General features: G+C 40.7%; 26 protein-coding genes. 10 read left to right on the top strand and 16 right to left on the bottom strand.

Annotated features, from left to right (window positions below; genetic code table 11):
• Positions 1–75 precede the first annotated feature (75 nt).
• From ACXZ1K_RS08530 to ACXZ1K_RS08515, 4 genes are all read right to left on the bottom strand, one after another.
• A complete protein-coding gene (locus ACXZ1K_RS08530; RefSeq protein ID WP_458972961.1) occupies positions 76–1,497 on the bottom strand; it encodes a Glu/Leu/Phe/Val family dehydrogenase in 1,422 nt (473 codons plus the stop codon).
• A gap of 165 nt (positions 1,498–1,662) precedes the next feature.
• On the bottom strand, positions 1,663–1,869 hold the full coding sequence (locus ACXZ1K_RS08525; protein ID WP_458972960.1) for a CcmD family protein: 207 nt from the start codon (positions 1,867–1,869) through the stop codon (positions 1,663–1,665).
• An 8-nt stretch (positions 1,870–1,877) separates the two neighbouring features.
• On the bottom strand, positions 1,878–2,528 hold the full coding sequence (gene ccsA, locus ACXZ1K_RS08520) for a cytochrome c biogenesis protein CcsA (RefSeq protein WP_458972959.1): 651 nt from the start codon (positions 2,526–2,528) through the stop codon (positions 1,878–1,880).
• A gap of 109 nt (positions 2,529–2,637) precedes the next feature.
• Positions 2,638–3,300: a heme exporter protein CcmB gene (locus ACXZ1K_RS08515; RefSeq protein ID WP_458972958.1), complete on the bottom strand. Its 663-nt coding sequence runs from the start codon at positions 3,298–3,300 to the stop codon at positions 2,638–2,640.
• Positions 3,301–3,393: 93 nt separating this feature from the next.
• On the opposite strand from ACXZ1K_RS08515, the gene ACXZ1K_RS08510 reads away from it, so the two are divergent.
• Together ACXZ1K_RS08510 and ACXZ1K_RS08505 are read left to right on the top strand one after the other, a co-directional pair.
• On the top strand, positions 3,394–3,876 hold the full coding sequence (locus ACXZ1K_RS08510; protein ID WP_458972957.1) for a methylated-DNA--[protein]-cysteine S-methyltransferase: 483 nt from the start codon (positions 3,394–3,396) through the stop codon (positions 3,874–3,876).
• Positions 3,877–3,878: 2 nt separating this feature from the next.
• Entirely contained in the window at positions 3,879–4,394 is a 516-nt protein-coding gene (locus ACXZ1K_RS08505) for a DUF421 domain-containing protein (RefSeq protein WP_458972956.1), read from the top strand.
• On the opposite strand, the gene ACXZ1K_RS08500 is transcribed toward ACXZ1K_RS08505, so the two are convergent.
• From ACXZ1K_RS08500 to ACXZ1K_RS08485, 4 genes are read right to left on the bottom strand one after another with little or no spacing between them, the layout of a single operon-like run.
• Positions 4,391–4,786: a hypothetical protein gene (locus tag ACXZ1K_RS08500; protein WP_458972955.1), complete on the bottom strand. Its 396-nt coding sequence runs from the start codon at positions 4,784–4,786 to the stop codon at positions 4,391–4,393. The two genes, ACXZ1K_RS08505 and ACXZ1K_RS08500, sit on opposite strands and share 4 nt — an antisense overlap.
• Before the next feature lie 3 nt (positions 4,787–4,789).
• A complete protein-coding gene (gldC, locus tag ACXZ1K_RS08495) occupies positions 4,790–5,125 on the bottom strand; it encodes a gliding motility protein GldC (protein ID WP_458972954.1) in 336 nt (111 codons plus the stop codon).
• The gene (locus tag ACXZ1K_RS08490; RefSeq protein ID WP_458972953.1) at positions 5,126–5,377 is read right to left on the bottom strand and encodes a hypothetical protein; all 252 of its coding nucleotides are present in this window, start codon (positions 5,375–5,377) and stop codon (positions 5,126–5,128) included.
• Positions 5,378–5,416: 39 nt separating this feature from the next.
• Positions 5,417–6,739, bottom strand: a complete 1,323-nt coding sequence (locus tag ACXZ1K_RS08485) for a DEAD/DEAH box helicase (protein WP_458972952.1) — start codon at positions 6,737–6,739, stop codon at positions 5,417–5,419.
• Positions 6,740–6,892: 153 nt separating this feature from the next.
• On the opposite strand from ACXZ1K_RS08485, the gene ACXZ1K_RS08480 reads away from it, so the two are divergent.
• From ACXZ1K_RS08480 to ACXZ1K_RS08465, 4 genes are read left to right on the top strand one after another with little or no spacing between them, the layout of a single operon-like run.
• Positions 6,893–8,227 (top strand): dihydroorotase, encoded by a 1,335-nt coding sequence (locus tag ACXZ1K_RS08480; protein WP_458972951.1) that lies wholly within the window; start codon positions 6,893–6,895, stop codon positions 8,225–8,227.
• Positions 8,227–9,294, top strand: a complete 1,068-nt coding sequence (locus tag ACXZ1K_RS08475; protein WP_458972950.1) for a DUF3810 domain-containing protein — start codon at positions 8,227–8,229, stop codon at positions 9,292–9,294. The genes ACXZ1K_RS08480 and ACXZ1K_RS08475 overlap by 1 nt, the downstream gene beginning before the upstream one ends.
• 12 nt (positions 9,295–9,306) lie before the next feature.
• Positions 9,307–11,166 (top strand): Fe-S protein assembly chaperone HscA, encoded by a 1,860-nt coding sequence (gene hscA, locus ACXZ1K_RS08470; protein WP_458972949.1) that lies wholly within the window; start codon positions 9,307–9,309, stop codon positions 11,164–11,166.
• A gap of 2 nt (positions 11,167–11,168) precedes the next feature.
• On the top strand, positions 11,169–12,035 hold the full coding sequence (locus tag ACXZ1K_RS08465; RefSeq protein ID WP_458972948.1) for a zinc dependent phospholipase C family protein: 867 nt from the start codon (positions 11,169–11,171) through the stop codon (positions 12,033–12,035).
• Here ACXZ1K_RS08465 and ACXZ1K_RS08460 read toward each other — a convergent pair.
• From ACXZ1K_RS08460 to ACXZ1K_RS08425, 8 genes are all read right to left on the bottom strand, one after another.
• Positions 12,032–12,697, bottom strand: a complete 666-nt coding sequence (locus ACXZ1K_RS08460; RefSeq protein ID WP_458972947.1) for a DedA family protein — start codon at positions 12,695–12,697, stop codon at positions 12,032–12,034. The two genes, ACXZ1K_RS08465 and ACXZ1K_RS08460, sit on opposite strands and share 4 nt — an antisense overlap.
• A 73-nt stretch (positions 12,698–12,770) precedes the next feature.
• Complete coding sequence (locus ACXZ1K_RS08455; RefSeq protein ID WP_458972946.1) at positions 12,771–13,424, bottom strand: DUF4397 domain-containing protein; 654 nt, start codon at positions 13,422–13,424, stop codon at positions 12,771–12,773.
• A gap of 90 nt (positions 13,425–13,514) precedes the next feature.
• Complete coding sequence (gene dnaN, locus ACXZ1K_RS08450) at positions 13,515–14,639, bottom strand: DNA polymerase III subunit beta (RefSeq protein WP_458972945.1); 1,125 nt, start codon at positions 14,637–14,639, stop codon at positions 13,515–13,517.
• Positions 14,640–14,673: 34 nt separating this feature from the next.
• Positions 14,674–16,356: a gliding motility-associated ABC transporter substrate-binding protein GldG gene (gldG, locus tag ACXZ1K_RS08445; protein ID WP_458972944.1), complete on the bottom strand. Its 1,683-nt coding sequence runs from the start codon at positions 16,354–16,356 to the stop codon at positions 14,674–14,676.
• Complete coding sequence (gene gldF / locus ACXZ1K_RS08440; protein ID WP_458972943.1) at positions 16,350–17,078, bottom strand: gliding motility-associated ABC transporter permease subunit GldF; 729 nt, start codon at positions 17,076–17,078, stop codon at positions 16,350–16,352. The genes gldG and gldF overlap by 7 nt, the downstream gene beginning before the upstream one ends.
• Before the next feature lie 9 nt (positions 17,079–17,087).
• Positions 17,088–17,603: a hypothetical protein gene (locus ACXZ1K_RS08435; protein WP_458972942.1), complete on the bottom strand. Its 516-nt coding sequence runs from the start codon at positions 17,601–17,603 to the stop codon at positions 17,088–17,090.
• Between the two features lie 117 nt (positions 17,604–17,720).
• Positions 17,721–18,260: a hypothetical protein gene (locus ACXZ1K_RS08430; protein WP_458972941.1), complete on the bottom strand. Its 540-nt coding sequence runs from the start codon at positions 18,258–18,260 to the stop codon at positions 17,721–17,723.
• Positions 18,261–18,429: 169 nt separating this feature from the next.
• On the bottom strand, positions 18,430–19,137 hold the full coding sequence (locus ACXZ1K_RS08425; RefSeq protein WP_458972940.1) for an ATP-binding cassette domain-containing protein: 708 nt from the start codon (positions 19,135–19,137) through the stop codon (positions 18,430–18,432).
• Positions 19,138–19,481: 344 nt separating this feature from the next.
• Here ACXZ1K_RS08425 and ACXZ1K_RS08420 point away from each other — a divergent pair, with 344 nt between their 5' ends.
• The 4 genes from ACXZ1K_RS08420 to ACXZ1K_RS08405 all read left to right on the top strand — a co-directional run bounded on the left by ACXZ1K_RS08420 (position 19,482) and on the right by ACXZ1K_RS08405 (position 23,259).
• Entirely contained in the window at positions 19,482–20,963 is a 1,482-nt protein-coding gene (locus ACXZ1K_RS08420; RefSeq protein WP_458972939.1) for a glycine--tRNA ligase, read from the top strand.
• Between the two features lie 326 nt (positions 20,964–21,289).
• The gene (locus ACXZ1K_RS08415) at positions 21,290–21,931 is read left to right on the top strand and encodes a DUF6266 family protein (RefSeq protein ID WP_458972938.1); all 642 of its coding nucleotides are present in this window, start codon (positions 21,290–21,292) and stop codon (positions 21,929–21,931) included.
• 68 nt (positions 21,932–21,999) lie between these two features.
• Positions 22,000–22,695 (top strand): CAP domain-containing protein, encoded by a 696-nt coding sequence (locus tag ACXZ1K_RS08410; RefSeq protein ID WP_458972937.1) that lies wholly within the window; start codon positions 22,000–22,002, stop codon positions 22,693–22,695.
• Positions 22,696–22,773: 78 nt separating this feature from the next.
• Positions 22,774–23,259 (top strand): GtrA family protein, encoded by a 486-nt coding sequence (locus ACXZ1K_RS08405; protein ID WP_458972936.1) that lies wholly within the window; start codon positions 22,774–22,776, stop codon positions 23,257–23,259.
• Positions 23,260–23,284 lie beyond the last annotated feature (25 nt).

Genomic DNA, 23,284 nt, shown 5'->3' with positions numbered 1-23,284 from the left:
CACTTAATAGCAAAATTCTGACATAAAAAAACCGCAGCACCAGCGTGTTGCGGTTTAAAATTATTTCTCTAAAACTTATGGCCAAACGCCGAGGTTCATGTATGAAACAGCTATTTTATCTATAGACCCAACAAATGCAGCAGTTCTTAAAGTAGTGACACCCGGTTTGTTTACCAAGTTCTCCCGGATCTCATGATAAGAGTGACTCATGGTATCTTCCAGGCCTGAGTTTACCAATTCCAGCTCTGATGCACCTTTGATCAGCATTGAACGGTGTTCAGTAGGAACTTTTTGTCCGGTTAAGCTTTCCAGCGTGTTGATCAGGTTTGTATTGGAATTTTCTGCATAACGGTTTTCCATGCGACCAAAGGCCACATGTGAAAGGTTTTTAAGCCATTCGAAGTAAGAAACTGTTACCCCTCCTGCATTACAATACATATCCGGAATGATGATACCACCCATCGCTGTAAATAACTCTTCGGCGTCTGGCGTAGTTGGTCCGTTTGCACCTTCTGCAATGATCTTTGCTTTAATATTTTTGATGTTTTGAACGGTCAACTGGTTTTCAAGTGCGGCTGGAACTAGTATCTCACATGGCTGCTCCAAACCTTCCATCGAGTTCTTGAAATCTTTAGCACCCGGAAAACCCAGAATTGAGCCTGTATTTTTGCGATGAGCAAAAACCTCATCTACATTCAATCCGTTCTCGTTATAGATCGCTCCCTCAAATTCGCAAAGGCCAACAATGGTTGCGCCAAACTCAGCAAGAAACTTAGCAGAATGGTAACCCACGTTACCCAATCCCTGTACAATTACCCGCTTATCACCCAATCCGGCTTTCAGCCCGATTTTCTCCATATCTTCAGCAACATTCACGCATTCCCTAACTGCGTAGGCAACCCCTCTTCCTGTGGCCTCCTTACGACCACGGATACCGTGCAATGCAATTGGTTTACCTGTTACACAGCCCAAAGCATCAAGCTGGCCAGGGTTCATGGTCATATAAGTATCTGCAATCCAGCTCATCTCACGTTCTCCAGAACCATAATCTGGCGCAGGAACATCAATACCAGGGCCTATAAAATTCTTTTTGATTAATTCTGTGGTATAGCGACGTGTAATCGTTTCCAATTCTGCTACCGAATAGTTTTTTGGGTTGATACATATACCACCCTTGGCACCACCAAATGGCACATTTACAATGGCACACTTATAAGTCATCAGGGCTGCCAGCGCCATTACTTCATCCTCATTTACCATGTCGCTGTAGCGGATACCTCCTTTTGTGGGGCTCATGTGGTGAGAGTGTTCTACCCTCCAGGCATCGATAACTTCGAAACCATTGCCCCTGCGAATTGGAAATTGAAAACGATAAACACTGTTACAAGCTTTTATCTGGTTTAGTAGCCCTTCTGGATGTGAAGTAAACCTAGCTGCACTGTCAAAATTCTTGCATACGTCTGCAAAAAAATTGCTCTCATTTGCTGTATTAGCCATTAGTTGTTTTTTATGAATTGAAATAAGTTAATTATTTACGAAGGCAAAATTGCACTAAAAAAAATGATTATTGCAAATGCAAACGCACTTAGTGTAAGCCTCACACTACACCATAAAACAACTAAAAATGGCGATTGTGTGCGATAGATTAAGTTTTTACCCCGCTTATTTTTTTTCTAACTTTTTTAATCTTTTGTCTAAAGAAAACAGATAGGCCAATAAACCGAGCAATATAATAACGATGCAGACCACCACAACGTATATTTTACCATTGCTTCGCAGCGCATCTGCCATCTCAATTCCACCATCCTGGGCAAATACACTAACAGAACTAATCATCAGCAACAACGCCATTAATAACTTTTTCATCATGTCAAGATTTATTTGTTTTCTAAAGTTCGGATCCTAAACCTAAGGGTATATATCCAATAACCGATAATAGACCAGCCGATAAATGCCGGATAAAGCACAGCTCGCATTTTGCTATCCAGATCATAGCTATTAAAGCCTGGATTACCACCGTTACCGGGGTGCAGAGAGTCTGATAATCTGGGTAATACCATAATCAGCACAACCATCATCGGAAAGGCAAAAATATTGTAGATAGCCGAAATCTTCGCTCTCTTTTGTTGTTCGTCGATTGAGTTCCTAAGCACCAGGTAGGCAAAGTACAATAAAATAGCGATGGCTGTAAAGTTCTGCTTCACGTCAAAGCTCCAAAACTGACCCCAGGTAAATTTGGCCCATATTGCACCAGTTACCAAACCCAGTATACTGAACACAACCCCTACATTTACGCTTTCAACTGCTCTTAGGTCATCCTCGTCTTTGGCATGCAGTAAGTACTTGATGCTATACCAAACCGAAATGGAAAATAACGTTAGCATCCCAAACCACATCGGCACATGGAAATATAGATTTCTAATGGTCTCATTCAAAATCGCTAACCGCGGTACGCCCAGAAGCAAGCCTCCAATTGTCGTATAGATCACCAATAATGAGCCTAAAATTTTCCACCAGCTTTTATACATTTATATTCAGTTTAATCTTTAAATGCAAGAATTAACATCCTCACAAAACTCCATTTTTAGACTAACAATGTCCAAATCAATTAGTCAGTAAAGGTAATGAGAAATTTGTTTAATCTCTCCACAGATACGGGAATAGCAGTAAAGATGCACACACGGTGATGACATTGATAAAAATCAATATCCCTATTTCGTCCAAACTAACGGATCGATCTAATCCATCAATCGCGTTCTTTGATAATTTGATCAGTATAATCATTACAGGGATGATCAAAGGAAAACTGAGTATGGACATCAGCATCCCCCCATTTCCAGCCTTTGCCGCAATTGCCGAAACCATGGTAAAAATCGTAGAAAAACTTAAACTACCCAGTATCACGGAAACGTAAAACATGGGCAGATCCGGAGGGGTATAATCGAAAATGACAATGTATACCGCTAGTGCTATGGTCGTTAGTACAACCATAAGTAACACGTTATAAATGGTCTTAGCCAAAATAATGGCGGCAGGACTGGCCAATACATAGTGATAAAGTTGTCTGCCTTTACTTTCCTGCAAGAAGCTTTTAGACACACCATTAATAGAAGCAAAAAGCATAATGATCCAAAACAAGGCGTTCCATGTAATCTTCTGTTCTATACTCTTGAACGAAAGGAAACAGACAAAAATGGTCGACACTACATACAAAAGAATGCTGTTAATGGCATATTTGGAGCGCCATTCCAGCATCACCTCTTTGTACAATAAGTGCTTAACTTCCTTTACAAACTGCATAGGCAGCAAAGATATATTATTAGTAAATTAACCCATGTTAAAATTGTTGTATTGTTGTAATATTGTATTAGGCACAACTGGCCATTTAAGATAATGTCAAACTATTGCTCAATTATTGATTCACCGCTTGGACCCGTTAGCATCTTCGCAGATGAGAACGTTGTGGTGGAAATCACATTTGCAGAAGCAGAACCCAAAAACTATCCTGAGAATGACTTAACCACACTAGCCGCCAGGGAACTGATAGCCTATTTCCACGAGGGTTCAAAGTCCTTTTCTTTTCCTTTCAAACAAACAGGCACAGATTTTCAACAGGAAGTTTGGCGCTCGCTAATGGAGATCCCATATGCAGACACTACTTCTTACGCCAAATTTTCTGCACACAAACCTTTAGCAATTAGAGCAATAGCTGCCGCCAATGGCAAAAACAAGCTGGCAATAGTAGTACCCTGTCACCGTGTAATCGGAAGCGATGGTAAACTAGTTGGTTATGCAGGCGGCCTATGGAGAAAAAAGTGGCTGCTGCAGCACGAACGTGAAATGGTGAGCAAAGGACAAACTGAACTTAAATTCTAATCATGAACCCTTACCTGGATATTGCTTTAAGAAGCACCGCAGTCTATGTTTTTATGCTGGTGGCCATACGACTCACCGGCAAAAAGGAACTTTCGCAGTTAAATGCAACGGACGTAGTCTTGATTTTACTGATCAGTAACGCTGTCCAAAATGCAATGGTTGGACCAAACACCTCCCTCCTTGGCGGAATCATCGCGGCCGCAGTACTCTTCGTTCTCAACTATATTTTAAAAAAATCACTCTTCAAAAGTAAACGACTACGCGACCTGATTAACGACAAGCCGCAGATATTGATACACAATGGCAAACTAGATTTTAACCTGTTAAGTAAGCTTGGCATTACCAATGATGAGCTTCATGAATCGATGAGAGAGCACGGCATCGATCATTTTCTGGATGTAAAACTAGCGATGCTGGAAGTAGATGGAAATATCAGCATCATCAGTAAGGACGAGCATCTCAAGAACATCCAAATTAAGCACAAAAGAAAGCACAAAACATTGGGAGATACCAATTAGACTACCCTAATTAGTTTGGGTTTCCTTACTGTGATTAAGATAAATGCCCCGGCAGTGATGACGTACCAGCCCCACTTGTATTTTACCAAACCAGCCGCAAGATTAACCAGGTTTTTAAAATGAAGGAAACTAAAGGAATCGTGCGACTTCAGGTAAATTCCGAATAATGTAATCAGTACCAAAACAACAGCACCAAAACCTGCAAATCTGATCATTCCAACTTTCCTTGCAAAAGCCCCAATTAGCCCAACAAGTACAAGTAAATAGAATACAATGGCCAATCGCATGTCTACATCGAAGTAATTCCAGTTGCCGATGACGGGGATGTGAATCAACGGGCTCATGCCCCCAACTGCCATGATCGCAGCACCTATAATACCTTGAGTTCTCATTGTTTAACCTCTTGTATTGATGCCCATTTTATCTGCAAAATGAGCGCAGTAATCACGCAGATCTTCTACAATAAGCTTCTCACCCGTTGCTTTAAGAAAACTGTCTCCCATCGTTTGCAGGGTCTCATAAAAAAATCTTTTCATCTCATCTACAGGCATATCTTTGGTCCACAGATCTATACGCATAGAGTTTTTGTAGTTGTGATCCCACAAAGCCAGCATCATTGATTTAACAGGTACTTTTTCTTGTGTTTCTGCATCTGTTGATTCCCAAAGAAGATTTTCCGGAACATTATTATCGTCCAGTTCTACTGTAATTTTTATTTCTGCTGTTTTCATCTAGCGGATACTTGTTTTTATTATAAATATTAAAATGATCATAAAGACGACGAGTACACCTTCTATGATCCACAACTTTTTGATACTGGGTATAAATTTTCTAAAGATCTGATCCGAAATAAAAGCAATGATACCTGCCAGCACACTTAATCCGGCCATAAGATCAATAAGACCGCTTGCAGCAGCACCATTCACCAATTCTCTCCTGTTATAAAGCAAGAGGATAGTGGCAGTTAAACATACTGCAGACACAATATTTAAGGGTGTTAATTTTACCTTCAACTGCTTTTCTTACTTTTTAAACTTCTTTTTCTTCCAGGAAGGCTGCTTATTGGTTTTATTTCTTGCAGCAGCAGCTATCGCTGCAGCATGTTTCTTTTCATGAAACGCACCTTTAAAATCAGGGTCATCCCTACGTTTCTGATCATCAATTGCCCTATTAATGGCCTGCTTTTCTTCGTAAGGCGTTTCCTCAACAAAAACTTCCTCTGGCAAAGGTACAACAGGGATCTGCTGCCTGATCAATTTTTCTATTTTCTGAATGTAATATTTTTCAGCATCTGTACACAACGTTAGCGCGTCGCCTTTGGCAAATGCCCTGCCCGTTCTCCCAATTCGATGTACATAATCTTCTATTACGATAGGAACATCAAAATTAATCACATGGCTCACTTCTGAAACATCAATTCCCCTTGACGCCACATCGGTTGCAACCAATACCCTAATGTTACCTTCCTTAAAGTTATTAATGGAATTAATCCTGGTGTTTTGCCCTTTATTTGCATGTATCACCCGAACTGCTTCTGCCCCAAACCTTCTTTCGATAAAACTGAAGATATTATCAGCGACTGTCTTCGTTTTACAGAAAATGATTAACCTGGTAAACTCTTCAACATTCTTCAAAAGATGCTGTAATAAGTTAATCTTAGTCTTAAAGTTAGGCACATAGTATAAGGCCTGTGTTACCGAAGCCGCGGGTGTAGCTTGCTGAGCAACCTCAATTATAGTTGGGTTCTTTAGAAAGTCGCCCGCAATCTTCTGCACCAGATCACTCATCGTAGCTGAAAAAAGAAGATTTTGACGCTTTCTCGGAACTATTTCTAAGATCCGGTGTATGGAGCCTATAAATCCCATGTCCATCATCTTATCTGCTTCATCCAGCACTAGAAATTTCAGATATTGCGTATTGATGTGGTTAGCAAGATAGATGTCCAGGAACCTGCCTGGTGTGGCAACAATAATGTCAACCCCTGCCTTAATTTGCTCAATCTGGGTTTTCGGACCTAAGCCGCCGTAAACTACTACTGTTCTCAGATCCGTGTATTTGGCAAACATCTTTACGTGCTCCGTAATTTGCATGGCCAGTTCCCTGGTGGGTGCCAGTATCAGTGCACGGGGAGCATCGCCCTGCGCATACTTCAAGCTCATTAAAATGGGCAATACGTATGCAGCTGTTTTCCCGGTACCCGTTTCAGCAATACCAAAAATATCCTGACCAGACAATATCGGTGCAATTGCTTTCTCCTGTATGGGGGTTGCAACTGTAAATCCAGCATCGGCTATCGCATTTTGCAACTGTCGGTTAAGATTAAACGCTTCAAATTCTTTTGGCATTTTGCAAAAATAGTCAAATTTTATTTAGGGCAGGGCCAGCTCAGTCTGCTTCGTTATATAAAAAACCATTTATCGAGGGTATCGTTAATTTATTTTTTCTAAGTTTGAACCTACTAAATACAGCTTTAAACATTAGCACCATCTTGATCAAAAATGAAAACCATCCTAATAAAATCGGCTTCAATTGTAAACGAAGGTCAGATCATCGTGGCCGATCTCTTTATCAAAGACGGTCTAATTGCCAAGATCGCGCCTGTTATTGATCAGCCTGCAGATCAGGAGATCAATGCTGAAGGTCTGCATTTATTTCCTGGAATGATAGATGATCAGGTGCACTTCCGGGAGCCAGGATTGACGCATAAGGCGGATATATTTTCCGAAAGCATGGCGGCTGTTGCAGGTGGCATCACCTCTTTCATGGAAATGCCGAATACAGTACCCAACACCTTAACCCAAGAACTACTTGCCGATAAATATGCAATTGCATCGGAGATGTCGCTGGCCAATTATTCCTTTTTTATGGGCGCTTCAAATAATAATCTGGATGAAGTGTTAAAAACTGATCCGAAGCAAGTTTGTGGCATTAAGGTATTTATGGGTTCTTCTACAGGTAATATGCTGGTTGATAACCAAACCGTACTGGAGAATATCTTTAAAGAGGCACCTATGCTCGTAGCTACACACTGTGAGGATGAGCACACGATACAAAGGAACCTTGCTCAGTTTAAGGAACAGTATGGAGATGGCCTTACACCGGCCATGCATCCCCTCATTAGAAGCGCAGAAGCTTGCTACATTTCTTCATCAATGGCCGTTGAATTAGCAAAAAAGCACAATACAAGGTTACATATCCTACACATTTCTACCGCTAAAGAGGTGGATTTATTTGACAATACAGTTCCACTTAAAGACAAACGCATCACTGCAGAGGCTTGCATACATCACCTATGGTTTGATGACAGAGATTATGCTGAAAAAGGAAACTGGATCAAATGGAATCCTGCTGTAAAAACTGAAGCGGATAAGCAAGGTATCCTAAAAGGGGTACTGGATGACCATATTGACATCATTGCAACAGATCATGCCCCACATACCATCGAAGAAAAAGAACAACCTTACCTACAGGCACCCTCCGGTGGCCCGCTAGTACAACACGCGATTTCTGCATTGCTGGAAATGTACCACCAAGGCAAAATAAGTCTGGAAAAGATTGCAGAAAAAACAGCGCATAATGTTGCTACTTGTTTTAACCTGGATAAAAGAGGCTTTGTCCGCGAAGGCTACTGGGCAGATTTGTTTCTGATAAACCTAAACGATCCTTACAAAGTAACCCGTCAAAACGTATTGTATAAATGCGGCTGGTCGCCCTTCGAGGGACAAACATTCCAGGCTGAAGTTACGCATACCTTTGTATCAGGCAATTTAGCATATATGAAAGGGAAATTCACGACTAATGAGACAGGTAAGCGCTTAACCTTTAACAGGTAATGAACAGAGCATACAGAAAGCCACTGAAAAGGCTCTTTCTTCTTTTCGCAATTGCCCTGGCCATTTTACTTATTGGCCTAAATGAGCATCTGGTAGAATCGATATATTCAGACAGGTTTTATCTTTTCACATCAATTGTCCAACGCTTTGTTAGTTCGATCCTACCCTTTGCCATTGGCGATTTCCTTTATCTAGGACTGATCATTTATATCCTGAAAAAAGCTTACATTTTCTTTAAGAGGCTCTTCAGAAACTCATTAAGAAAAACAGACTGGGTGATCATGCCACTTAGAATCATCAATTTTTGTTTGCTGCTGTATCTAATCTTCAAACTATCATGGGGACTAAACTATTCCCGTCCTTCTATCGCTCAGCAGTTGGGCATCAGCAACGAAAAATACAATACCCCACAATTGGTTAAGCTAGGGGAGTTATTTGTTAAAAAACTCAATTATTTACAAGGGGTTAAAAAGACTAGATTCAGCATCAGCGAATTGAAAGAAATTTCTAGTCAGGGCTATCTCGCTATGGAGCAGAAAAATCAATTCTTCGACTACCATATCCCTTCAGTAAAACCTGTTCTAAACAGCTGGATTATTACCAAAATAGGCATAGAAGGCTATTACAATCCGCTATCTGGTGAAGCAAATATCAACATGAGATTACCCTCAGTTGCACTGCCTTTTGTGGCTTGTCACGAAATCGCTCATCAACTTGGAGTTGGTCGGGAAGATGAAGCAAATCTTATCGGATACCTTGTTGCCGCAAACAGCAAAAATGAATTCTTTCGATATGCAGCTGTATATGCCATGCTTAAAAGCATCTTATTCGAAATCCGGATCAAATCGCCTGATGATTATGAGCGCATTTATGCAACAATAAATAAAGGTACAGTCAGAGACTTCGAAGCAGACCGCAATTTCTGGCGCAGGTATAATAATGAAATGTTTGGTTATTTAGATGTAGCTTTCGACCGCTTTCTGAAACTCAATAATCAGTCAAAGGGTACCGACAGCTATCAGGATATAGTACTTTGGCTTTACAATATCCATAAAAAAGATTTGTAAATTTGCCGCACTATGGCAAAAATCTCCATTAACCTGGCAACAGGTTCTTTCCAGCAAGAAGAGTTAATTGTGGGTATAGACCTGGGCACTACCAACAGCCTGGTGGCCTTTATCAATCCAGAAAAGAATGCACAAGTTATCAATGATACTGGCAAAGGTTTACTGGTACCTTCTGTGGTTCACTTCAATGCACAGGGTGATGCCTTAGTAGGTAATGAAGCTAAAGAGTTCTTAATTACCGACCCATCCAACACCATATTTTCAGTAAAAAGACTGTTAGGCAGGTCATATAAAGATTTAGCCAGTCACCAGGATATCTTCTCTTACAAAATCATTGATGATGAGAATGATTCACTGGTTAAGATAAAAGCGGGCAACAAGTTCTACACTCCTATAGAATTATCTGCTGAGATCTTAAAGGAACTAAAAGGACGTGCAGAACATGCACTAAAAACACCTGTTAACCGGGCGGTGATTACTGTACCGGCATACTTTAACGATAGTCAGCGACAAGCAACCCGTGATGCCGGTAAACTTGCAGGTCTGGATGTATTGAGGATCGTAAATGAACCCACTGCAGCAAGCTTAGCTTACGGAATTGGACTTGACCCAACTCAACAAAAAACAATTGCAGTCTATGATTTAGGTGGTGGTACATTTGATGTTTCCATACTGTCCATTCAAAACGGAATATTCGAAGTCCTCTCTACCAACGGAAATACCTTTCTGGGTGGCGACGACTTTGACCGTGCTATTGTTCACTACTGGATTGAGAAAAACAACATCCAAAAAGAACAATTAGATACAGACTCAGGCCTGATGCAGTCGCTGCGACTAAAGGCTGAAGAAGCAAAAAAAGCATTAAGTACCCAGAATCTGTTCAACGAAAAGTTAGGGGAAATCTGGTGTACACTTGATAAACAAACATTCGAAAGCTTAATTGCCTCCAGAGTAGCGGAAACGATTGAGTCTTGTAAGAATGCATTGGGCGATGCCAAACTTGAGATTGCAGCTATAGATGAAGTGATCATGGTAGGCGGTTCAACCCGTACACCTTTTGTAAAACAACAGGTAGAAGCGTTCTTCGGTCGTAAGCCACATGACCAGATCAACCCTGATGAAGTGGTTGCACTTGGTGCAGCTATCCAGGCAGATATCCTTGCCGGAAACCGTTCAGACATCCTCCTGCTGGACGTAACGCCATTATCCTTAGGCATTGAAACCATGGGCGGACTAATGGATGTGATCATTCCAAGAAATGCGAAAGTACCAACCAAAGCAGGCAGGCAATATACCACTTCTTTGGATGGACAGGTAAACATGAAGATTTCCGTGTTTCAGGGAGAACGTGATCTGGTAGCAGAGAATAGAAAACTGGCTGAATTTGAACTGAGGGGGATTCCTGCAATGCCAGCAGGATTACCAAAGGTGGATATCAATTTCCTGTTAAATGCCGATGGCATCTTAACCGTTCAGGCGATTGAACTGCGTTCTGGAGTAAAACAAGAGATCGATATCAAACCAAGCTATGGCCTAACGGATGATACCGTGGAAAAAATGCTGATCGACAGCATTACCCATGCAAAAAGCGATGTAGAGCAACGTATGCTAATTGAAGCGAGGAGCGAAGGTGAGCAATTGGTTTATACCGCAGAGCGATTCTTGGCCAAGCATGGAGAATTTCTTACTGCAGAAGAAATTAGCGAAACCGCCCAGTACGTAGAAGCCCTTAAGTCTGCTCTATCTACTGCCATAAAAGATGATATCCTTAAAAAAGCAGATGAGCTTAATGAGTTTACGCGTCCATTTGCAGAGCGTGTCATGGATGTTGCAGTATCATCTGCTATGAAAGGTAAAAGCATCGATAAATAAGCTTGAAACACTTTTTCATTTCGGCATTTCTCATTGCCGTACTTTGTACTTGTGCATCCTGGGGTTTTTTTGCCCATCAGGAGATCAACCGGCTTGCGGTATTTACGCTTCCAAACGGGCTGATTCGGTTTTACAAAGCGAACATAGATTACCTATCTGAACATGCGGTAGATCCCGATAAACGCCGATATGCAGACACTACAGAAGCTGCAAGGCATTATCTCGATGTAGAGCTTTATGAAGAAAACATAGACAGCATACCAGAGAAATGGGACAAAGCCATTGAGAAATACGGCACCACAAAGCTAAACCGAAATGGCATACTACCATGGCAAATCGTCAAGAGCTATTACAAACTAGTGCAGGCATTTAAAGATCGTGACTCAGCGAAAATACTAATCTGTTCTGCTTATCTGGGCCATTACCTCGCGGACGCCCATGTTCCGCTGCACACCACTGAAAACCACAACGGTCAACTAACAGGTCAAACCGGTATCCATGCTTTTTGGGAGAGCAGACTGCCGGAACTATTTTCAAAGGAGTACAATTATGCAGTAGGCCGGGCAGTTTATATAGAACAACCCTTAAAGCAATCCTGGGCGATTGTAAAACATACGCACAGCTTGGTAGATTCTGTTCTAAACTGTGAAAAGGAAGTGGGCAATGAATATAGTGCAGCTCAGAAATCGGACTTCTCTAAAAGGAAAAACCAATTGTTAAAGCAATATTCAAAGGCGTACTCCAGAGCCTATCATACCAAAATGAATAACATGGTAGAGCGGCAAATGCGCGGCTCTATTTTACAAATAGGGAGTTATTGGTATTCTGCATGGGTAGATGCCGGACAGCCCAACCTAGAAGGCTTTTAGCTTTTTTCGTCAAGTATTTCCTTCTTCACAAATTTCGACCTAATTGCTGCAAAAATAGCCGGGAAGAAAGTTACCACAGCAATTACGACAATCACAATGTCAAAGTTCTTTTTTACCACAGGAATCTGACCAAGCAGATAACCGGCCATGAGTAGGCTAGTAATCCAGGCTACCCCTCCAATGATGTTAAACAAGGTAAACCTACCGAAAGGCATCTTGGCCACACCCGCAACAAAAGGCGCAATGGTTCTGAAAATTGGCAGAAAGCGACTAAATATGATCGCCTTACCTCCATGCTTTTCAAAGAACATGTGCGATTGGTTATAGTATTCCAGCTTTAAAATCTTATTCTTCTCTTTAAATACCGTAACGCCCAATAAACTGCCCAATTTATAGTTTAAGGAGTTACCCAGCACCGCAGCAATGATCAATAGAATTAGCATTACCCAGATGTTAAGTCCTGTATTCTCACCAGCAATTAAAGTTCCCATAGCAAAAAGCAGGGAATCACCTGGTAAGAAAGGAGTTACTACGAAACCAGTTTCAGCAAAAATGATTAAGAAGAGTATAGCGTATGTCCAGCCCTGATAATCTCTGATGATTTCTTCAAGGTGTTTGTCTATGTGTAAAAGAAAATCTAGGAGAAAGTTGAAAAATTCCAAGTTTTATAAATTAAGCCCAAAAATAGAAATATCATGGCAATAACCATGATATTTCTTGATATAGACAGTAAAATTAATTTTGTAGTAGAGAAAAAGCATACAATTCAGTAGCCACTGAACCAGTAAGCACTATGGTATAAATTTTACCCGCCAGTACATTGAAATTGATTTCAGGAGAGGTAACTACACCAGTAGCAGCCGCCTGAAACTTTGTACCTGGTGCCACGTCAAAATAAGCAGAGGCACTTCCGAATACCAATGCTGGAAATAATTCTGCACCGCCAACTGCGCTTACCCTCAAAGAATTATCCAGAAAGTTATTCAAATGTACAAACCTAACACGGGCTTTTCCAGACGGAGGTTCAGTCATGTCGTCTCTGATCGCTCCGGCTACCAGTGTTCCGGTAAGATTTTTATAATAATAAACGCTGGAATAGGAGCCAATCTCTGTATTATAATTAATAATGGCATTAGCTACAAGGGTTCCTTTATCTGCAAAGGACACCAAATTGATACCCGATGTAACGCTTGTGTATGGGGTTGCTTGCGCATAGCCCAAGCCCAGTTGATTTACAGATGTGCTGCCAACATAAACATCTTGTGATGCAGAGCCAGAAACCGCGTTAACAAACCTCAAATGAGCCTCACCTACTGGTGTTTCGTCTTTTTTAACGCAGCCAGAAACCAGGATTAACAGGCCCAGACTTAAAAAAAGTATTCTTTTCATGATTCTTCGTTATAAAGCAATATAATAATACGTAAAAATAACAATGGCCTGGTTAATAACCAAGCCATAGTAATACGTAAAAATGTTAAATTAATTGTAGTTGTTGAGCATTACCGGCATAACCAGCATCAAAACGTTCTCATTCTCATCATTAGTTTGAGGAATCAGCAAGCCTGCGCGGTTAGGTGTAGATAATTCTAACGTTACTTCTTCTCCGCTAAGGTTACCCAGCATCTCAATTAAGAAACGTGCATTAAAGCCTATTTCCAAATCTTCACCTTCATACTGGCAACTCAGACGCTCATGTGCTTCGTTAGCGAAATCAAGATCTTCTGAGGAAATATTTAATTCACTACCATTAATCTTTAAACGAACCTGATGCGTGGTCTTATTGGCAAATATAACTACCCTTCTTAAGGTATTTAAAAATAAAGCACGGTCAATAACCAATTTATTTGGATTGTTAGCAGGAATAACTGCTTCGTAATCAGGATAACGCTCATCAATCAGGCGACAAACCAAATTGATGTTCTCAAATTTAAAGAAAGCGCTGGTTGCATTATAATCAACAGATACATTTACATCAGATGATGGAAGCGCTGCTTTTAATAGTGTTAATGCTTTTTTAGGAAGAATGAAAGACGAGGTCTTATCTGCCTTGCTATCCATACGTCTGTATCTTACCAGTTTATGAGCATCGGTAGCTACAAAGGTAATGTGCTGATCGGAAAGCTGACAGAATACACCTGTCATCGCAGGGCGGAGCTCATCATTACTTACCGCAAAAATTGTCTTAGTGATGGCCTCAGTTAATACCGAAGCTGGGAGATTAACGGAAGACGCATTCTCCACTACAGGGATCTTCGGAAAATCATCTCCATTCTCTCCGCTCAATTTATATTTACCGTCACCGGCACTGATCTCGATAGAGAAAGAAGCATCATCTATATTGAAAGAAATAGGCTGATCTGGAAGCGTCTTTAAAGTATCTAACAGTATTCTTGCAGGTACAGCAACTTTACCACCCTCTTTAGATTCAACTGGTAAAGAAGTAGTCATGCTCGTCTGTAAATCTGTTGCTGAAATGGTTAAACTGCCGTCTTTTATCTCAAAAAGGAAGTTTTCCAGAATAGGTAAAACAGTGCTGCTGCTTGAAGCACCATTTACAGTCTGCAAATGTTTTAATAACGTTGATGTGGAAACAATAAATCTCATAGTTCGCTCTAGTCAGTTCTCAAAAATATAAAAATTACCTTGCATACTTATGTTTGCGGTAATAATGTTGAAAAATCGCAAACAATATTAACATTGCCAGCGGAGCCCCAATATTAATCAATTGCCATTGCATTTTCTCAGTCCTAAGCCTGGCTTTATCCAGCAACCTGATCTTCACTTCCTTATTCCGTAAAACGATTAGGTTATTGTCGTTCGCCAGGTAGTCGGCAAGGTTCAATAACAGAGATTTATTTCCAAAAGAACGCTGCGAATACCTGTCGTAACCCAAGGGAAAAATCGAACCATCCTTGCTGCTTACCTGGTTTTTAAAGATATCTCCATCTCCTATTACCACCATTTTACCAGCTTTACTTTGTGCAGGGACCTCATAATTTTCTGCAATACCATCGGGCACAGACCTATTAAGAAATACAGAAGGAAAGCTGCCTTCTATCAGTACACCGGTGGCCTGTGATGTCCCGGCATAATCGCGCGGATCGGGTTGCTCAGCCACCATCTGTAAGGACAATAATTTAGGCGTATTGTGCACCTTATTGAAGCCAGAACTACGTAGGATAACCGTTTTCTTTAATCCCTTAACGCCAATCGTATCCACTGTACTTACAAATTCGGACCTTATCCCATCTATGTTTTTCACAACTGTGCTGCTGGTATCCGGTATCAATAAAGGATAATATACCCATGGTGCCATTTGAATCTGTCCCTGGCCCCCGTCTGTGCTTAAGGGTATCTCAGCACAATTGGCATCGGCTATCAGGTTATAATTTATCCGGGCGCCGTACATAAACAGCATATCGTCCAGGTTTAGCTTCTTATTGAATGCCAGTTGCTCGCCTTTTCTACCCATGCTGTCCAGCTCTGCACTTACCTGGTCTATGCTCCAAAGTATCCTGCCTCCGTTCATTACAAAATAGTTCAGCTTATATTTCTCGGCCTCCGTAAATTCCCGCTGAGGTTTAGCAATTACAATTAGCTTTAATTTATCGAGTCCGCTTTTATCAATCACGTCCAGGTTTACCCTGCCCACTTCGTAGGTGTCCGACAAGCTGTTTATCGCATCACTAAGCTGCGCATCATTTAATTCCCCGTTACCCTCTGTAAATCCTATTCTCGGGTGTAATCCTGTCAGCACTTTTTGCACAGCAGCAGTAAAACTATATTCCAGGTTCTCTACAGCACTGTTGATGCGCTCTTCATAACTAACCCCCGGATCAAGATTTTGCAATAACTTCACCGGAAATCCCAAACCATCGCCTTCTACAAGTGCCATCGGGAAAAGCGTTTTTTGCGCAAAGCCATTGTTGTTCTTGATATCTATTGTTGTTGGCTCAATACCCAATTTATGCAAATAGCTCAGTGTGCTATCCAGATCTGCTCCAGACAAGCCAGCTATCGGGTCTACAAACTTTACTTGAACATTACTCCCCGCGTAACCCTTATAATCGTTAAGCAAATCAGCCGTTGCATTTTTCAACCGTTTAAAGGCCGCCGGCAAATCCCCATCCAGGAACACGGTAATCGTAACTGGCTTTTTCGCATCCCCTAATAAGGAACGGGTAGCCGGATTTAAAGTAAACCGCTTATCTTTTGTAAAATCTATACGCAGGTAAAAGTATTGTGCCAATACATTCAGTAATACAATTGCTACTAAAAACCCAAGTGCATTAACGAGCTTTTTATTACCCTGCTTTACCATTTTCTGCCTCCCAGGATCCACTTCGTTAAACCTAAAAAGACAAGGACAAAAGTGATAAAGTAAATTAGGTCACGCGTGTCCAGCACACCCCTGCTTATGGATTGGTAATGTTGGTTTACACTTAAATTAAGCAAAATGCCTTCTAATGCTCTTAATCCAAATATCCCGCTCAGGGCATCAAAACCCATATAAGCTATAAAGCAAATAAAGACGGAAACCGCGAAGGCGATCACCTGATTTTTAGTGATGGACGAGGCAAAAATCCCTATTGCAGTAAATGCTGCACTCAATAACAAAAGACCAATATAAGATCCAATGACAGCACCGCCGTCTACATTTCCAATGGGTAGTGCAAGTTTATAAACTGAAATATAGTAAACTACAGTTGGTAGCAGTGAAAAAATCACCAGTAAATAACAGGAGAAATACTTGGCTAGTATAATCTGCCAGTCGCTCAATGGCCTGGTTGCCAATAGCACGTAGGTCCCCTCCCTTCTTTCCTCGGCAAAAGAACGCATGGTTAGTGCCGGGATCAGAAATAGGAACAAGAAAGGCGCGAGGTTAAAGAAGCCAGAAAGTTCTGCATAACCGTATTCCAGTATAGAAGTATCGGGAAATAACCAAAGTAATAAACCAGTAGCCAACAAAAAAACACCGATGGTGATATAAGCCATCAGCGAATTCAGCAAGCTGAACAGTTCCCGTTTAAATACTGCGTACATATCGGCAGACTAGAAATTATAACCGGCTCTGAGGCCAATGAAAGACCTTGTGCCTGTACTCCTGGACCAGCCTTCGTATCTAATACCAAAATCCAGGCTACCACTTTTGCTTACCGGAAAAGCAGCACCAATGGTAGGCGCATAGGCGAATGATGTGCCGCTGCCCGATCCATTTGCCGATGAAAGAGATACACCGGCATCTCCGCCTCCGTATAGATATTCGCCGAAGAAGTACCTTAAGCCAACCTTAATTGGCACGAAACCTTCACGGTATTTTACATTCACAAATTCCCCATCTCCATTAAACTTCAAGTAAGCAAGGCTAATGGTATAGTTTAAGTTCTTACTGATGCCATTCTGAAACACAATAGAAGGGCCGGCACCATAGCTAGCATGGTTACCAAAATTGCTTTGCGGAAATGCAAAATCAAACCCGATACCCACTACTGGTCCGCTCTTTTGGGCATGTACAGCCAATGAACCCACAAGACAACAGAACGCCAGCGATACTAAAAATCTCTTCATTTAAACAGTATTTTTATTAATCAGCGATATTAGGAAATATAAGTGATTAAGACAATAGAAACAAAAAAGGCCTGTCTCCAGAAAGAGGCAGGCCTTTTAATTACTTATGTTTTCTACTTACAAACCAAAGTTATAAGCCAATCTTAAGCCAACAAACCTTGAAGTGCCGTTGTTAGACCAAGCCTCATATCTTGCACCCAAGTCGATAGTACTCTTATCTGCTACTGGAAACTCAACTCCAATATGTGGAGTATAAATAAATGCAGTTTCAGAACCTTTACTTGTTCCAATTGCAGCACCTAGCTCACCACCTGCGTAAAAGTTCTCAGTTAAGAAATATCTTGCACCAACTTTCAAAGGCACGACTCCAAAGTCTGCAACTTTAACTGTACCACCTGTTCCAGGTATATCTTTCCCGGTAAAGTTTAAATAACCACCAGTTGCAATGAAGTTCAATTTATTTGCAATTGGTGTTTGAAATTGCAATGAACCTCCGTACCCCAAATCAAATGCATCACCGAAGTTCCCCGTTGGAAAAGCAAACTCAGCGCCGATACCGATTTTAGAGCCAGTCATGGCTACATCTTTTGTTTGTGCGTTAACACTGCTAAATCCTAAAATTCCTGCTATTGCTGTTGTTAAAAGTAATCTTTTCATGATCTTAAAAATTAATATGTCTAATATTTAATTTGATTGAACACATAATTACAAATTCCAGGCCAACGGGATATTGAAGTCGAGCATTTGACTATAAACAACTAATAGTCAGCCTTATAATTTAAGATCCTAAGTGTAGAGAAATTTAGGCAATGGGATGAAATAAGTTTTAAGCCGTGAGTTTCCTGAAAATAGCTTCCAAAGACAATGGAGCATGGGCTTTCTTAAGATCAGCCAGACTAGAATTTGCTACAATAACTCCCTTGCTGATCAAAATAACCTGCTCACATAATGCTTCTACCTCCTGCATAATGTGGGTGGAAAGGATAACTGTACGTTTTTTACCCAGCTCTTTAATCAATTCACGAATATCTGCCAACTGATTTGGGTCCAAACCTGAGGTGGGCTCATCCAGTATCAATACCTGCGGGTCATGAATTATTGCTTGCGCCAAACCTACCCGTTGTTTGTAGCCTTTAGACAACATGCTGATTTTCTTGTGCTGTTCAGATTCCAGTCCAACCTGTGCTATCGCGATATCCACTTTCCTTGTAACATCCTTCAAGCCGTAAGTACTGGCTACAAACCCAAGAAACTCTTTAACGTACATGTCATTATATAAGGGCGTATTCTCTGGCAGATAACCCAGCACACGCTTAACCCCAATTGCCTGCCCGAGCACATCAAAACCTCCAAGTTCTGCCGTTCCGGATGTAGGTTGAAGATAACCCGCCAGCATTTTCATCGTAGTAGATTTCCCTGCACCGTTTGGCCCCAAAAACCCCAATATCTTACCCGGACCAGCCTCAAAGCTGATATTGTTTACCGCTTTTTGCTTATCATAATGTTTAGAAAGGTTTTGTACTTTAATGCTCAATGTGTTTTAGGTTAATCCTATATGGGGGTTATTTTATTGTCTATTTTAATATAAATTGTATTTACGCTTATGTTTTATCTGTCTTGAGTTAGTATATGCGTATGCTCTTAATGTCAATCGGTGGTCATCGACATACTATATGTACTATACCTGATTTACAATCGTCATTGCGAGGTACGAAGCAATCCCCTGTACTATGAGATTGCTTCGTACCTCGCAATGACATGCAGGGCGCAAGCAAACTACAAGTAAGGTGCAAGTGGTGCGCAATACACTCAAAAGTAGAAAAAACACCCGTGCATTCATGAAAACCATTAACATATTTTTTCTAAGTTTGCACTATTATGGCAAAAAACACCAACGACGAGCAATTTAAAAATGTGATATCACATGCCAAGGAATATGGTTTCGTATTCCAGAGCAGTGAAATTTATGACGGACTAAGCGCAGTTTACGATTACGGACAGCTTGGGGCTGAATTAAAGAACAACATTAAATCTTATTGGTGGAAAGCCATGGTGCAAATGCATGAGAATATAGTAGGTATTGATTCTGCTATTTTTATGCACCCAAAGATCTGGAAAGCAAGCGGTCATGTTGACGGCTTCAACGATCCCATGATCGATAACAAGGATTCCAAGAAACGTTACCGTGCAGATCAGCTGCTGGAAGATAAAATTGCCCGCTACGAAAAGGACGGCAAAACAGATAAAGCTGCCAAACTTCAGGCAGATATGGATGATGCCCTCAAAGCTGAAAACCTTCCCTTGCTTAAAACCTTAATAGAAGAGCATGAAATTGCGTGCCCCGTTAGCGGCACAAAAAACTGGACCGAAGTAAGGCAGTTTAACTTAATGTTTAGCACTCAATTTGGTGCCATGGCTGAAGGTTCTGAAGAGGTTTATTTGCGACCAGAAACTGCACAGGGTATTTTTGTCAACTTCCTTAATGTGCAAAAATCAGGTAGGATGAAAATCCCATTTGGTATAGCCCAAATAGGTAAAGCTTTTAGAAACGAAGTTATTGCCCGTCAGTTTATCATGCGCATGCGTGAATTTGAACAAATGGAAATGCAGTTCTTTGTTCGCCCCGGTGAGGACAAGAAATGGTTTGCTTACTGGAAAGAAGCCCGCCTAAAATGGCATACCGCTTTGGGTACCCCAGCAGAAAAATACCGTTACCACGATCACGTAAAACTAGCGCACTATGCAAATGCTGCAACTGATATTGAGTTTGAATTCCCATTTGGATTTAAAGAGGTAGAGGGTATCCACAGCCGCACAGATTTCGATCTTTCCCAGCATCAGGAGTATTCAGGTAAAAAAATGCAATATTTTGACGCTGAGCTAAACGAAGAAGGCAAACCTTACGGAAATTATATTCCTTACGTAATTGAAACTTCCATCGGCTTAGACAGGATGTTCTTGTTAACCATGATCAATGCCTTCGAAGAAGAGGATCTAAGTACTGAAGATAAGCAGGACAGCAGAACACTTTTACGTTTGCACCCTTGCCTGGCGCCTGTGAAGGTGGCTATTTTCCCACTGACCAAAAAAGATGGACTTCCTGAAAAAGCAAGAGAGATCATGAACAGCTTAAAATTGGATTTCAATTGTATTTATGAAGAAAAAGATGCTATTGGTAAGCGTTACCGAAGACAAGATGCCATTGGTACTCCTTTCTGCTTAACCATCGATCACCAAACACTGGAAGATGATACTGTTACTATTCGTCACCGCGACACTATGGAGCAACAACGTATTGAAATTAAAGATTTGCAGTCGCTAATTGAAAGCAAAACCAGCTGGAAAAATTTATTGCAATAGTAAACTTCCAATCAAAAATATAATGCCCGTTTTAATCAAAACGGGCATTTTTCGTTTAGGACTAATTGGACTGGAATAGGAACAAGAACTTACCAACTTCTTCACAAAGTATAAGCATATTCACATATTATTCACACCTCGTTCACACCAAAGTCACAATGAGGTACTTTTTTGTGAAGAAAATGTGACGAAGGTGTGTACAAGGTGACACTTTGCCTATATCATCATATCTACTAATCCACTACTTTTCCAGAACCATACTCTATTTGGTTAGGCAGGAAAAAATAATTAATTTAACAATCAATTTAAATTAATGCCAAAAATAGATGGGTAAATACAAAAATGGAATATTAGGTGCCTTTTCAGGAAAAATAGGTGCCGTGATTGGTGCATCATGGCGTGGTATTGATTACATGCGTAGCTTACCAAGGATTTCAAATAAGCCAGCATCAGTAAAACAATTAACGCAGAGAATGAAAATGAGCCTGCTGAGGGGCTTCCTTTTAGGAATTGAGGAAATTATTGAGATCTGCTTTCAAAATTATACCCAAACATCTGCAATGAATGGCGCACTTTCTTACAATATGAGCCATAGTGTAACCGGCACACATCCAGAGATGTATATTGATTTTCCTAATTTGGTAATCAGTAAGGGTGATTTACACGGTACGTGGTCGCCAAATGTGGCCTCCAACGAACCTAAGTCAATTGATTTTACCTGGACAAATGGTCCGTACAACAATTTGCGGGCAGCAGATGATCAGGTATTGCTGGTATTATATTGTCCCGATGAAGAGGGTTTCTACGTATTAACTGATGGAGGTGTAAGAGAATCAAGTGCAATAAGACTAGAAGCACCAATGGGTTTCTGGGGCAAAAGTGTGCATTGTTACATCAGCTTTTATTCAAAAGAACTCGATTTTGCATCCACTAACGAATACCTTGGAGAGGTAACCATTTTGCCTTAGCCCTTGCCACAATTTTATTTATTTGATTGTTTTGCTAAACTAAGGCCTAAATTTTGTGTCATAACCATATGCACACAATTAGTCTGATCATTTTCCTGGCACTGCACATCTCCATTTTCCCTGCAGAGAATACCATCAATCAAGAAGAGTATTCCTGGTCTAAAGAGGAATTAAGAAACGCAAATACCGCCGGAGATGCCAAATACCTAAGCGGCGAGGAAAAGGACATGGTCATCTATATGAACCTGGTTAGAATGGATGGTGAGAAGTTCTTTAACACTTATTTTCAGGACTACATAGAGCAGCACAACAGGCAAATGCAAAAGTACAGCAATTACAGTGAGCTGAAAATTTCGCGTACGGATAAGTATTACAAGAGTTTAGAAAACGACCTGAAAGCAACAAAAGGTTTGCCTGCATTTTGGCCGGATGAGGCCATGAGCTGGGTATCTAAGCAGCATGCTAAAGACATGAACAAGAACAATTATGCAACACATAATTCTCTGGATGGCCGGACAGTGAAAGACAGGATCGGAAAGATGTACCCAAGAAAAGCCTGCGGCGAGAACCTGGCTTTTGGTTACTCTTCAGGTTTGGCGAACATCTGTATGTTATTGCTGGACAGAGGAGTTCCAGATCTTGGGCATAGAAAAATAATTATCAATGACGATTACAAGTTTACTTTTATAGGCGTAAGCATCCAGCCTCATAAAGGGTACAAATATTGTTCAGTGACGGATTTTGTTGCCCTGCCCAGAGAATAAAATCTATTGCAGATAAATGATTTGTTACATGGTATTCTAAAAGGTTCTGATAACTTTGCAGCAATATAAATGAGCTGAATGCGCAAAGCCTTATTAAGAATAATAGACTTTTTTTATCCCCCTTTCTCGCGTTGGTTACCCTTGCATACTTTCCGTTATTTGGTATCTGGAGGAAGCACTGCAGCATCAGGGGTTATCGTTTATTACATTTGCTACAACTGGATCCTGCATCAAAAAGACGTACATCTTAACGTACCTTTTTTACCTAATTTAATTACCGCTCCTATTGCTGCCCTTGCCATTGAATCTGTAATCACTTTCAGTATCGGATTTGTATTAAACAAATACTTGATCTTTACACAATCGGACTTAAAAGGCCGTATTCAGCTTTTTAGGTATCTTTCTGTCTACGCCACCAATGTATTATTGAACTATGCACTATTTAAAGTGCTGGTTGAGGCATTCGGATTTTATCCTACCGTTTCCAAGATTACCATCACGGTTATCCTTTCTGTTTTCAGCTACTTTTCTCAAAAGCATTTCACTTTTAGGGTTAAGAAGTAAAAAGTAATTAACTTTACTCAACTAA

It is taken from the genome of Pedobacter jaeyakensis (genome assembly GCF_054461315.1).
The sequence above is the reverse complement of the archived record's forward strand: the minus strand, read 5'-3'. Positions and strand labels throughout refer to the sequence as shown.